10 protein-coding genes and 1 other annotated feature (1 of these 11 cut by a window edge) are annotated in these 12821 nt (G+C 37.5%); of the genes, 8 read left to right on the forward strand and 2 right to left on the reverse strand.

The window, feature by feature from the left end; translation table 11 throughout:
- Positions 1–37, forward strand: a binding site (T-box leader); it begins 171 nt to the left of the window's first position.
- Positions 38–82: 45 nt separating this feature from the next.
- Positions 83–1513 (forward strand): proline--tRNA ligase, encoded by a 1431-nt coding sequence (gene proS / locus NSQ69_RS02245; RefSeq protein ID WP_002124994.1) that lies wholly within the window; start codon positions 83–85, stop codon positions 1511–1513.
- Positions 1514–1781: 268 nt separating this feature from the next.
- Here the strand turns inward: proS and NSQ69_RS02250 are convergent, their stop codons facing one another.
- A complete protein-coding gene (locus tag NSQ69_RS02250; RefSeq protein WP_341099854.1) occupies positions 1782–2975 on the reverse strand; it encodes a cell wall anchor protein in 1194 nt (397 codons plus the stop codon).
- Between the two features lie 233 nt (positions 2976–3208).
- Between NSQ69_RS02250 and NSQ69_RS02255 the strand changes: the two genes are divergently transcribed.
- From NSQ69_RS02255 to NSQ69_RS02285, 7 genes are all read left to right on the forward strand, one after another.
- Entirely contained in the window at positions 3209–4087 is an 879-nt protein-coding gene (locus NSQ69_RS02255; protein WP_002124997.1) for an ROK family protein, read from the forward strand.
- Between the two features lie 128 nt (positions 4088–4215).
- On the forward strand, positions 4216–4812 hold the full coding sequence (locus NSQ69_RS02260; protein WP_002029589.1) for a TerD family protein: 597 nt from the start codon (positions 4216–4218) through the stop codon (positions 4810–4812).
- 23 nt (positions 4813–4835) lie between these two features.
- Positions 4836–5420 (forward strand): TerD family protein, encoded by a 585-nt coding sequence (locus NSQ69_RS02265; protein ID WP_002124998.1) that lies wholly within the window; start codon positions 4836–4838, stop codon positions 5418–5420.
- Between the two features lie 80 nt (positions 5421–5500).
- Complete coding sequence (locus tag NSQ69_RS02270) at positions 5501–6079, forward strand: TerD family protein (RefSeq protein WP_002010227.1); 579 nt, start codon at positions 5501–5503, stop codon at positions 6077–6079.
- Between the two features lie 73 nt (positions 6080–6152).
- Entirely contained in the window at positions 6153–6944 is a 792-nt protein-coding gene (locus NSQ69_RS02275; protein WP_059037950.1) for a TerC family protein, read from the forward strand.
- 110 nt (positions 6945–7054) lie between these two features.
- On the forward strand, positions 7055–8686 hold the full coding sequence (locus NSQ69_RS02280) for a YceG family protein (protein WP_341098900.1): 1632 nt from the start codon (positions 7055–7057) through the stop codon (positions 8684–8686).
- Between the two features lie 18 nt (positions 8687–8704).
- Positions 8705–9787 (forward strand): toxic anion resistance protein, encoded by a 1083-nt coding sequence (locus NSQ69_RS02285; RefSeq protein WP_002029585.1) that lies wholly within the window; start codon positions 8705–8707, stop codon positions 9785–9787.
- A 188-nt stretch (positions 9788–9975) separates the two neighbouring features.
- Here NSQ69_RS02285 and NSQ69_RS02290 read toward each other — a convergent pair whose 3' ends face one another.
- Complete coding sequence (locus NSQ69_RS02290; RefSeq protein ID WP_341098902.1) at positions 9976–12642, reverse strand: cation-translocating P-type ATPase; 2667 nt, start codon at positions 12640–12642, stop codon at positions 9976–9978.
- Positions 12643–12821: the final 179 nt, after the last annotated feature.

Below are 12821 nucleotides of genomic sequence, written 5' to 3' on the forward strand. Positions count from 1 at the left end.
ATCAGGGTGGTAACGCCGACAAAGCTCGGTCCCTATTTGGGGACGCGGGCTTTTTCTATTTTCTAAAGGAGGAAGAATAACTATGGTAAAAGAACAAGTACAAGCCATTACGAAAATGGAAGAAGACTTTGCTCAGTGGTATACCGATATTGTAAAAAAAGCGGAGCTTGTTGATTATTCAAGTGTGAAAGGTTGTATGATTTTACGTCCATACGGTTATGCATTATGGGAAAATATGCAGAAAGTGATGGATGAAAAATTAAAAGAATCTGGTCATGAAAATGTGTACATGCCAATGTTTATTCCAGAGAGTTTATTACAAAAAGAGAAAGATCATGTTGAAGGATTTGCTCCTGAAGTAGCATGGGTTACTCATGGCGGAGATGAGAAATTGGCGGAAAGACTTTGTATACGTCCTACATCTGAAACTCTATTCTGTGAGCATTTTTCAAAAATTGTTCAATCATATAATGATTTACCAAAGTTATATAACCAGTGGTGTTCAGTAGTTCGTTGGGAGAAGACGACGAGACCATTCCTTCGTACAACTGAATTTTTATGGCAAGAAGGTCATACGATTCATGAAACGGCAGAAGAATCTCAAATTGAAACATTAAATATTTTAAATCTATATGCTGCTTTTTGTGAAGAGTATTTAGCGATTCCGGTTATTAAAGGGCAAAAAACAGAAAAAGAAAAGTTTGCAGGAGCGAAGGCAACTTATACGATTGAAAGTTTAATGCATGATGGAAAAGCACTTCAAACAGGAACATCTCATAACTTTGGAACGAATTTCTCTGAAGCATTTGATATTAAGTTTTTAGACCGTAACGGTAAATGGCAATACGTACATCAAACATCTTGGGGTGTATCAACAAGAATGATAGGTGGACTTATTATGGTTCATAGCGATAATAACGGACTTGTAATGCCGCCAAAAGTCGCTCCAGTACAAGTTGTTATCGTTCCTATTGCTCAGCACAAAGAAGGTGTGTTAGAAAAAGCAACAGAGTTGCAAGGACGTATTCAGAAGGTTGCACGTGTAAAAATAGATGCTAGCAATAAAACACCTGGCTGGAAATTTAATGAGTATGAAATGAAGGGTGTTCCAATTAGATTAGAAGTTGGTCCAAAGGATATTGAAAAGAATCAAGTTGTACTTGTAAGGCGAGATACGAAAGAAAAAGAGTTTATATCAATGGATCAATTAGAAGAACGCATTCCAGTACTACTTGAGGAAATTCACCATTCTTTATTTAGCAAAGCAAAAGTATTTCGCGATGAGAATACGTATAGTGTGACGAATTTCGAAGAGATGAAAAAAGCGGCTGATGAAAAGCAAGGATTTATTAAAGCGATGTGGTGTGGAGAACTAGCTTGTGAAGAAAAATTAAAAGAAGAAGTTGGAGTATCTTCACGTTGTATTCCGTTCGAACAAGAAAGTTTAGCTGACGAATGTATTTGCTGTAGTAAAAAAGCGAAGCAGATGGTGTATTGGGGAAAAGCGTATTAATGCTCTTTCTACTAGATGGCAAAAAGGACTTTGATTGCATAATAAAATGCAATCAAAGTCCTTTTTAGTTTTATCCCGCTATTTGCCAGGCAGTAAAACTCCCACTTCAAAATTCGGCTGGAGCAAAGAAGTTAGGTGGGAGCCCTGCTGCCCGTAAAAGCCCGATTGGTGAAGGTTAATAATCAGTGGGGGATGAACAAAATCCCCACTGATTAAAGTTTCACTTTATAATCTGTTTCATGTATTTTTAGATGGAAGGATGATTTTTTTATTTTGCGTTTTTACGACGAATAAATAGTAACACACCAATTAGGAATGTCGAAAGACCAATTAAAATAGATGCAGGATAATGCGTTGCAGTATTAGGCAATTTATTGCCTTGTTTTGTTGCATTATCTTTTGCGTTACCGCTTTGAGAGCCGCTATCGCCTTTAACACGGTTGCCTCCCTGAGAGCCATTGCCACCTTGAGAACTGCTGTCGCCTTTAACACGGTTGCCTCCCTGAGAGCCATTGCCACCTTGAGAACTGCTGTCGCCTTTAACACGGTTGCCTCCCTGAGAGCCACTGCCACCAGAACCACTGCCACCAGAACCACTGCCACCAGAACCGTTGCCGCCAGAACCACTGCCACCAGAACCGTTGCCACCAGAACCGTTGCCACCAGAACCGTTGCCGCCAGAACCACTGCCACCAGAACCACTGCCACCAGAACCGTTGCCACCAGAACCGTTGCCACCAGAACCGTTGCCACCAGAACCACTGCCGCCAGAACCACTGCCACCAGAACCGTTGCCACCAGAACCGTTGCCACCAGAACCGTTGCCACCAGAACCATTGCCACCAGAACCGTTGCCACCAGAACCATTGCCGTCAGAACCGTTGCCACCAGAACCACTGCCACCAGAACCGTTGCCACCAGAACCGTTGCCACCAGAACCGTTGCCACCAGAACCATTGCCGTCAGAACCGTTGCCACCAGAACCGTTACCACCAGAGCCACTGCCGTCAGAACCGTTGCCACCAGAACCACTGCCACCAGAACCACTGCCACCAGAACCGTTGCCACCAGAACCGTTGCCACCAGAACCATTGCCGTCAGAACCGTTGCCACCAGAACCACTGCCACCAGAGCCATTGCCACCAGAACCACTGCCACCAGAACCGTTGCCACCAGAACCATTGCCGTCAGAACCACTGCCACCAGAACCACTGCCACCAGAGCCATTGCCACCAGAACCGTTGCCACCAGAACCATTGCCGTCAGAACCACTATCGTCCTGAGAACCATTGTTTCCTGGAGGTTTATTATTATCTTTTGAATTACCTTCTGCTAAATTATCGTTATTTTGTACAATAGCGTTTGTTATTGGATTGAAGTTTTCAGTTGCAGCATTACCAATATTTAAGCCGCTAAAAAAGGATAAAGAAAGTGTTGATGCTAAAATGAAGATTTTTGTCATTGTTTTCCTCCTGAAGAAAAAATTATTGTTCCATCTAAAATACACCCCTTTGTAATATTTCATAGGAAAAAGAGTTTTATGCAAAAAAACTATATATAGAAAAAGGGAGGGCACTGAACAAGTCCACTTCATAAGAAAAAGGAGGTGTATTTCTAAAGGGAGAAAAGAGTTAATGTGAATATAGTAGAGTGATGGAGAATTTACACTCATAATAGTAGAGGAAGTGGTAACGGATGAAAGAGTATATTGCATTTGATATTGGTGGTACGCAAATTAAATATGGAATTGTTTCAGAAATAGGGGTAGTACTAATACATAAAAAGGTCCCAACAGAAATTCACTTGGGCGGGGAACAAATTGTTCAAAAGCTTATATATTTATCAAAAAAGTTAATGACTGAACATACTATTTCCGGAATTGGTATTAGTACAGCGGGAATTGTTGATATTGATAAAGGAGTTATAACGGGAGGTGTGGATCATATTCCGCGTTATGCTAATATTTCTATTGTTGAGAGACTACAAGAAGTATTAAAAGTTCCTGTATCTATTGAAAATGATGTTAATTGTGCGGCCTTAGGCGAGAAATGGAAAGGTACAGGGAGGGGAGAAAGCGATTTTATTATGCTTACGCTTGGAACGGGCATTGGTGGAGCAATTGTTATAAATGGGGAGTTATACCGTGGACATTCGTTTGGCGCTGGGGAATGGGGGAGCATGTTAATAGAAGGGAATACTTTTGAGGAGGTTGCCTCAATTTCGGGATTAATTCATCTCGTACGAAGATATAAAGGTGAAAAGGAGTGGGATGGTAAAACAATTTTCGAATTATATGATAAGGGTGATAGCAGTGTTATTCAAGCCGTGAAGATTTTCTTTAAACATTTGGCGATTGGAATTAGTAACCTTGCTTATATTTTTAATCCGAAAATGATTATTATTGGTGGGGGAATTACTGAAAGAGGAGATGATTTTTTAAATGAAGTGAAGGAAGAGATAGGAACATACTTAAATCAAGATATTTATAGTAATTGTGAGATTAAACTTGCGCAAAGCGGCAATTGTGCAGGAATGATTGGTTCTATTTACCACTTATTACATCAGTATAAATAAATATAGTATCTGTTTTCATATAATTGAGAATTTATCCTTTTTCTCATTAGATAAATAATGCTACAATATAAGAGGAGAATACAATGTTTTCCGATTTGGAAAATGCTTTGTAGAAAGGAAGAAACTTCATGCCTATTATTTTAGAAAAAGGACAAAAGATTGATTTAACAAAAGGACAACCGAGAGTAGCGAAACTGCAGGTTGGCTTAGGCTGGGATCCAATTGGGCAATCAGGTGGGTTTCTGTCTTCTTTATTTGGAAGTAAACCAAGTGTAGATTGTGATGCATCTGTTGTTATGTTAGAAGGGGATCGTTTTTTAAACAAAAATGATCTAGTTTACTTCGGCAACAAACTTTCTACTTGTGGTAGTATCATTCATTCAGGAGATAATTTAACAGGTGAAGGCGCTGGTGACGACGAAACAATTTTCGTAGAATTACATAAAGTTCCGAGCCGTATTAATCGTTTAGTATTCGTTGTAAATATTTATGACTGTGTAAATCGTCGTCAAGATTTTGGGATGATTCGCAATGCATATATTCGTATTCAAAACCCACAAACAGGTGAAGAATTAGCACGTTATAACTTGTCAGATAATTACGCTGGCAAAATGACTTTAATTGCAGGGGAAATGTATCGAGACGGAAACGAATGGAAGTTTTCAGCAGTTGGAGAAGGAACACAAGATAAAAACTTAAGTGAGATTGTATCACGTTACCAATAAGATAAACCAAGGAGGAATTGTATATGGCATCAATTTCATTGAAAAAAGGACAAAAGGTAGACTTAACAAAAACAAATCCAGGTCTTTCGAAAGTTCTTGTAGGACTTGGTTGGGATACGAATCGTTATGACGGACAGAGCGATTTCGATTTAGATGTTAGTATCTTCTTAGTAGGTGCTAACGGTAAAGTTTCAGGAGCAGAGGATTTCGTTTTCTATAATAATCCAAAAGGTGCGAATGGTGCTGTAGAGCATTTAGGAGATAACCGTACAGGTGCAGGTGAAGGCGACGATGAAACAATTAAAATAGACTTAAAAAATGTTCCTGCACATATCGAGCGTATTTGCTTCACAATCACAATTTATGATGGAGAAGGCCGTAGCCAAAACTTCGGACAAGTTTCTAACTCTTTCGTACGCATTATGGATGAAGAAAAGAATGCAGAATTAATTCGTTACGATTTAGGAGAAGATTTCTCTATTGAAACTGCAGTAGTAGTAAGTGAATTATACCGTCACGCAGGTGAATGGAAATTCAATGCAATCGGAAGTGGATTCCAAGGTGGATTAGGTTCTCTATGTAATAACTTTGGTTTAGATGTAGAGTAATAGATTTATATATCCATCGGTGAAACGCGTATTTACTGATGGATATATTTTTTGAAATTAAAATATAGAGGTGAAAATATATGGTTATTCAATTGCAAAAAGGACAGAAAATAGATTTAGCTAAAACAAGCCCAGGTTTATCAAGAGCAGTAATTGGTCTTGGATGGGATATTAAATCTTATGATGGTGGATCTGATTTCGATTTAGACGCATCTGCCTTTTTATTAGATGCGAACGGGAAATGTACGAAGGAAACTGATTTTATTTTCTATAATAATTTACAGTCTCCTTGTGAATCAGTTTTACATACAGGAGATAACCGTACAGGTGCAGGTGACGGTGATGATGAGCAACTTGTTGTCGATTTGAAAAAGGTTCCAGCAGATGTTCATAAAATTGCTATTACAGTTACAATTTATGATGGAGAAGGCCGTAATCAAAACTTTGGACAGGTTGCAAATGCATTCGTGCGTTTAGCAAATGAAGAAACAAACGAAGAAGTTCTTCGTTTTGATTTAGGGGAAGATTTCTCCATTGAAACAGCAGTTGTCTTTTGTGAATTATATCGTCATAATGGACAGTGGAAGTTTAGTGCAGTAGGAAGTGGATTCCAAGGTGGATTAGGTGCGCTTGTAAGAGCGTATGGCTTGGATGCATAAGAAGGGAAACGGTATTCGTTTCCTTTTTTTGACCTTTCTATAAATCTAGCAAAGAATAGGGGATAAAGGTAAGATGAGTATTTTGCAAGGAATCCTTGATACGTATGCTCAGTTTTTCGACTTGGACATGTGGATTAAAGTGTTACAAGATCCAGTATCTTGGGGGTTAATAGGTACACTTGTTGTACTTGAAGGGTTATTATCTGCTGACAATGCACTTGTGTTAGCGGTAATGGTAAAACATCTTCCAGAAGAAAAACGAAAAAAAGCATTATTCTATGGACTTATTGGAGCTTATGTATTCCGTTTTATTGCAATTGGAATCGGAATGTTCTTAATTAAATTATGGTGGGTAAAAGTGTTAGGTGCACTTTACTTAGCTTGGCTTTCAGTTAAATACTTCATTGATAAAAGAAAAGGTAATGCAGAAGAAGAGGAAGCTCATGGTATGAACCAAAATGGTATTCTCTTCAGAATGTTCGGTGTCTTCTGGGGGACAGTTGCGATGGTTGAATTAATGGATATCGCATTCTCTGTAGATAGTGTACTTGCTGCATTTGGTGTATCGAATGAAGTTTGGATTTTACTATTAGGTGGAATGCTCGGTATTTTAATGATGCGCGGTATTGCTGGCGTATTCTTAAAATTGTTAGAGCGTATTCCAGAACTTGAAACGACAGCATATATTTTAATCTTAATTATTGCAGCAAAAATGCTACTGTCTGTCATTCATATTGAAGTAAGTCATACGCTGTTCTTTATTATTTTAGTTATAGCGTTTGGAGCAACATTTATACTTCACTACATGAAGAATTCTGGACAAGCTAAAGAAGAAGTTGCAGCTACTAAAAATGAACATAAATAATTGAAATGGGTTTGCTCGTTATGCGAGCGCCCATTTTTTATAACTAAAAATAGTTTATAATAGAAGAGAGACTTTATAAAAAACGTAAATGTTTTTGGAGGTGAACTGTTGTGTTTTCACGTTTTACACTTCAACCATGTGCATTAAAAGATGAATCAGATTTAAAGCAATTTGAAGCGCATTTAGAAAAACGCCCACAATATGAACTGACAGAGAATGAGATGAAATTTAGTTATATAGCAAGTCGCATTCTTGGTGTTCCGAATGATGTAGATGAATATTTCAATGAACTATTTGATTATAATGAAGCAAAAGGGATCGAGGTTTTGCATGAACAAAATTTAAATAAGGTGATTGATCCCGAAAAACTGCGCCATATTCAAGAAGTTTTTGCATTACATCAAGAAGCGCCGAATGGACTTACAGTAAATAGGCTTGTAGCACATTTGTCTGGAAAACAACTATTACCGCAAGTAGACAATCCTGATTTACAGCATTATATACATACGACGTTTATTTCTGTATTGAAATTGTATGAGAAACAACATAATCAATCTTTAAAAACAGAAGGATTCCGGCGTTTCTTAATCGATATGATTAAATTAAGTGAAAATTACGTAGCGAAGTGGTTCTCTACGATTAATTATAAGAAACAAATGCCGCGTATCGTTTGGTACGGTGATGCGACGGAGAGTCGTATATATTTCTTATACTTTCTTATTATGCTCGGCTGCGATGTGCTTTATTATCACCCAGAAGGAAAAGATGGATTTGAGAGTGTAGATGAGGAAAGAAAGACCTTTGTCGTATCTCATTCAGGCCGTATTTCATTGGAACCATTTCCTGATCGGCGTCGTGAACGCGTCGCAACGGTAGCTTATCAAGCTTCAAAAGAAATCGAGCAAGTACTTCACCACGATAATTCATTATTATACAAACCGTGGCAATTCCGTTCGTATACACCTGTAGCCCGTACGCTCAAAACGACGTACGATGAACTCTTTTTAATTACGAAAGAAAAGGCATTTGTACGTCCAACATTCTTTGTTGAAAATAAGCATATTTATATTCCTTCTTTATTTGCAAAAATATCAGGTGTTTCAAAGAATGATAAAGAATATTTTCAGCGATTAAAGGCTGTTACATCATTTGATAACAGTTTCTTGATTAATACATTCCCGTTTACGAAAGAACAAAAAGCGAATTTCCAATATCATTATCGAGATGCATTGGACCGCGCAGGGAAGTTACATCCGGATTTAATTATGAACAGCCATTGGTGGCCACATAAGCGATTACCAGAAGGATTACAACATGGTATTGCAGAAGCAATCATCCATACGTGTGAAAGTGAAATGTGTAAACCAATTGCGAAAGAGACGAAACAAGATGTAGCACTGTATGTTTTCGCACAACTCTCTCAAATACCACCGAACATTTTAGAGCAGCTTGAGAAATTTGATTATTCGCAAGAAGTACCGAAAATTGTTATATTTAATAATGAGAAGAGCGGAGAATTAAGTCGTTCTGATGCTGTGTTATTACTATTTTTAAATCAAATTGGAGTAGATGTATTCCACTTTAATCCAACGGGGAGAAACGATATTGAACCGTATATTGAATCAGGAGCATTTGATTCACATTGGCTTGAAGAAGTTAATTTCGATCTTGAATTTCATGGTTCATCAGCCTATAAAAATTTATCACAAACAATAAAAGGACTATTTCGTCCATTTTTATAAGGAAAGGGAGAATACCATATGAATAACCCAGTCGTACTAGATTCGAAAACAGAATTGAATGAGCAAACCGCACAAGATGTTCGCTTGCAACTTAGACAAGATGCAGAAGTGCAACGTATTTATAACGCAGTAGACATTAAAGATCAATTAGAATTAATTGAACTCGGAAAAGAACCTTCTATGGAAATTTCACGTTTCGCTGATCAAATTTTACATACAATGTCTTTATCGAAAGTAGAAGACTCTGGTGAATTATTAAAACAGCTTGGTAAAATTATGGACAGATTTGATAGTAAAGACTTTGCGGAAGAGAAAAGTGGTTTCTTCTCACGTATGTTCAAAAAAGCAGATAAAATGATTGAACAAATCTTTAGTAAGTATCAGACGATGGGTCGCGAAATGGATAAAGTATACGTAGAAATTACGAAGTATCAAGATGAAATGAAAAAATCAATTGGTACGTTAGATGGTTTATATGAGCAAAACTTAAAGTATTATTTAGACTTAGAAAAATACGTAGTAGCAGGGGAAATGTTATTAGAGCGTTTAAATACAGAGTTAGTTCCGATGTACGAAGAGCGCATACGTAATAATGATCAGTTAGCGGGTATTGAATTAGAATCGCTTAAAAACTCTGTTGAAATTTTAGAACAACGTATTGATGATTTAGAAAAAGCACGTATGGTTGCTCTATTAACGGCACCACAAATTCGTATGATTCAACGCGGTAACAATAAATTAATCGGTAAAATCAATACAGCATTTATTACAACGATTCCTATCTTTAAAAATGGTATCATTCAAGCGGTAAATGCGAAACGTCAAAAGCTTGTTGCGGACTCTATGGCTGAACTTGATCGCCGTACAAATGAATTACTTAAGAAAAATGCACAAAATATCGCAACTCAAAGTGTGGAAGTAGCGAGATTATCAGGTTCTTCTAGTATTAAGATGGAAACACTTGAGGAAACTTGGAACATTATTTCAAGAGGTATGCAAGAAACACAACAAATTGAAGAGCAAAATAAACGTGAGCGTGAAGAAAGCCGCAAGCGCATGGCTACATTAACAGAGAACATCAAAAAAGAATTACAAGGATAAAGTGAAACTTTAATCAGTGGGGGGTGTTCATCTCTCGCTGATTATTAGCCCACACCAATCGGGCGTTTACGGATAGCAGGGCTCCCACCTAACTTTTTTGCTCCAGCCGAATTTTGAGGTGGGAGTTTTACTGCACGGCAAATAGCGGAATAAAATAAAAGGCAATGAGGAACAGTCCTCATTGCCTTTTATTTTTTCTTAAATAATTTAATGATTTCATTTACAACAAGCGGAATGATACTTAATAAGAGAACAAATCCCCAATCGCGTAATGTTAATGCATGTACACCAAATATATTGGCAAGAGGAGGAATGGAGATAATACAAACTTGCATAAGAACACCGATAAGAAGTGAGAAGACTAAATATTTATTTGTAAATATCCCAATTGAAAAAATTGATTTCGTTCTTGAACGTAAGTTAAATGAATGAACGAGTTGAGAGAAACTAAGAACGACAAATGCCATCGTTTGAGCGTGTAATAGCGCGTCTTCATCAATTTGGTCTGGGAAGAGAGGAAATAAATTTGTATCTCCTGTATAGAGCTTTGCCCCAACGATAAAGGCTGTTAAAGTAAGAAGTCCAATTACAACCCCATTGAAAATAAGAAAAGGAACGCTACCGCTAAATAAGCTTTCTTTCGCATGCCGTGGTTTTTCCTTCATCACATCTGGATCTTCAGGATCAACACCGAGTGATAATGCAGGCAGTGTATCTGTGATTAAATTTACCCACAAAATGTGAATCGGGCGTAGTGGTGTTGCCCAGCCGAGTAAAATAGCTAAAAAGAGAGCTATAATTTCGCCGAAATTACAAGAAAGTAGGAAGAGAATAGACTTTTTAATATTACGATAAATATTTCTTCCTTCTTCAACAGCTTTCACAATAGATGAGAAGTTATCATCTGTTAAAACTACATCTGCTGCGCCTTTTGCGACATCTGTTCCTGTAATTCCCATTGCTACTCCAACATCTGCTTGCTTTAAAGAAGGAGCATCATTTACACCGTCACCAGTCATGGAAACGATATTTCCTTCAGCACGTAATGCTTTTACAATCTTCACTTTATGTTCTGGAGAGACCCTAGCGAATACATTTAAGTGATTAATTTTACTTGCTAGTTCTGTATCTGAAATGGTATCTAATTCAGTTCCAATCATAATTTCAGATTTTTCTTCAGCAATACCAAGTTCTTTGGCAATTGCAAAGGCGGTATCCTTATGATCACCAGTAATCATAACTGTGCGAATACCAGCTTTTTGACATTCTGTAATTGAATCTTTTACTTCTGTGCGTGGTGGATCAATCATACCGACAAGACCGATAAAGATAAGATTTTCTTCGAGGTGATTTATATTCACATCGTTTGAATCGTATCTTTTATATGCGAATGAAAGTACTCTTAAGGCTTCTTGTGACATTGACCCGGCAGCTTCTAATATTTGATTTTTATCAGAATCTGTTAAGATCTCAATTTTATTATTTATAAAGATATGGGTACAGTGAGGTAAAAGTTTATCAATTGCACCTTTCGTCATGCTATAGTAGCTTTCATCGTACGTATGTACAGTTGACATCATTTTACGATCAGACTCGAAAGGTAATTCGTTAACACGTTCATGTTTATTTTCTAAATGATCTTTTTGAATGTTAAAAGAGCTTCCGGCAACAAGAAGGGCAATTTCTGTAGGATCCCCTGTTTGTGAGTCGGTACTGTAAGAGGCATCGTTGCATAAAACCATATTTTCTAATAATAGACGGTGTACATCATTATTTATATTCAAATTTTCTAGCTGGTCGTATGTGCGATCACTATAAAAGTGAGTAACGGTCATTTTATTTTGAGTTAATGTACCTGTTTTATCTGAACAAATAATTGTGACAGAACCGAGAGCTTCAACAGCTGGTAGTTTACGAATGATAACGTTTTGTTTAATCATACGCTGAACACCAATTGCAAGAACGATGGAAACAATAGCTGGTAAGCCTTCTGGAATGGCTGCAACAGCTAAACTAATTGCAGTCATAAACATTTCCAAAGTATCTCGTCCTTGTAAAAAACCGATGAGAAACATAATAGCGCAAATAGCTACAGCGACAAAACCTAAATATTTTCCTACTTGTGCTAAGCTTTTTTGAAGTGGTGTCATATCATCGTCTGCTTCATGTAAAAGGGTAGCAATCTTGCCAATTTGTGAGTTCATCCCAGTTTCAACAGCAACACCAGCGCCACGTCCATACGTTACTAACGTCGACATAAATGCCATGTTTTTTTGATCGCCTAATGGTACTTGCTCATCACTTTGCATGGAAGGGTGGTAGACTGCATCTTTATCGACAGGGACGGATTCACCAGTTAGAGCAGATTCTTCAACTTTTAAATTTGCAGTTTCGATAAGGCGTAAATCGCAGGGGATATACCGCCCAGCATCAAGCATAACGATATCACCTGGAACGACGTGCTCAGATGGAATTTCTTTTAGTTCACCATCTCGCTTTACGATAGCTTTAGGTGTTGCCATCTTTTTCAATGATTCTAAAGCCTGTTCTGCTTTCGATTCTTGGATTACACCGATAACGGCATTTAAAACTACAACGAGCGCGATAATACTTGCATCAGCCCATTCACCTACAAAGGCGGAAATAAGGGCAGCGATAATAAGGACATATACGAGGACGTCATTAATTTGGGCGAAAACGCGTTGCCATAAAGTACGTTTTTGTTTGGTAGCTAATTCATTATAACCATATTGCTTTAAACGTTCATTTACGATTTCATCTGTTAAACCGTGTTGTTCATTTGTTTCTAGGTCGATTAATGTTTGATTTTTCGTCTTACTGTACCAATTGCTCATAAGTAAGCACCCCCAGTAAAAACAGTTAGCAATGGTAGTGTGGCAATTTTTTTAGAGTAGTATGTATGGAGAAAAAATCTAAGGTGAGATTCTACTTTCATTGTACAGTATTTTAGAATGTGATGAGGAAAAGAGAAGAGTTGTCATGAATTTGTTGAAATTAAAAGAGCCTCGCATAC

Source organism: Bacillus sp. FSL R10-2201 (assembly GCF_038008665.1).
Classification (GTDB): Bacteria; Bacillota; Bacilli; order Bacillales; family Bacillaceae_G; genus Bacillus_A; species Bacillus_A mycoides.

Excerpts from the sequence above, each read along its gene's own strand:
- NSQ69_RS02255 (WP_002124997.1), top strand. The coding sequence starts at position 3,209 with ATGAAAGAGTATATTGCATTTGATATTGGTGGTACGCAAATTAAATAT.
- NSQ69_RS02250 (WP_341099854.1), bottom strand. The coding sequence starts at position 2,975 with ATGACAAAAATCTTCATTTTAGCATCAACACTTTCTTTATCCTTTTTT.
- NSQ69_RS02270 (WP_002010227.1), top strand. The coding sequence starts at position 5,501 with ATGGTTATTCAATTGCAAAAAGGACAGAAAATAGATTTAGCTAAAACA.
- NSQ69_RS02260 (WP_002029589.1), top strand. The coding sequence starts at position 4,216 with ATGCCTATTATTTTAGAAAAAGGACAAAAGATTGATTTAACAAAAGGA.
- NSQ69_RS02275 (WP_059037950.1), top strand. The coding sequence starts at position 6,153 with ATGAGTATTTTGCAAGGAATCCTTGATACGTATGCTCAGTTTTTCGAC.
- NSQ69_RS02285 (WP_002029585.1), top strand. The coding sequence starts at position 8,705 with ATGAATAACCCAGTCGTACTAGATTCGAAAACAGAATTGAATGAGCAA.
- proS (WP_002124994.1), top strand. The coding sequence starts at position 83 with ATGGTAAAAGAACAAGTACAAGCCATTACGAAAATGGAAGAAGACTTT.
- NSQ69_RS02290 (WP_341098902.1), bottom strand. The coding sequence starts at position 12,642 with ATGAGCAATTGGTACAGTAAGACGAAAAATCAAACATTAATCGACCTA.
- NSQ69_RS02265 (WP_002124998.1), top strand. The coding sequence starts at position 4,836 with ATGGCATCAATTTCATTGAAAAAAGGACAAAAGGTAGACTTAACAAAA.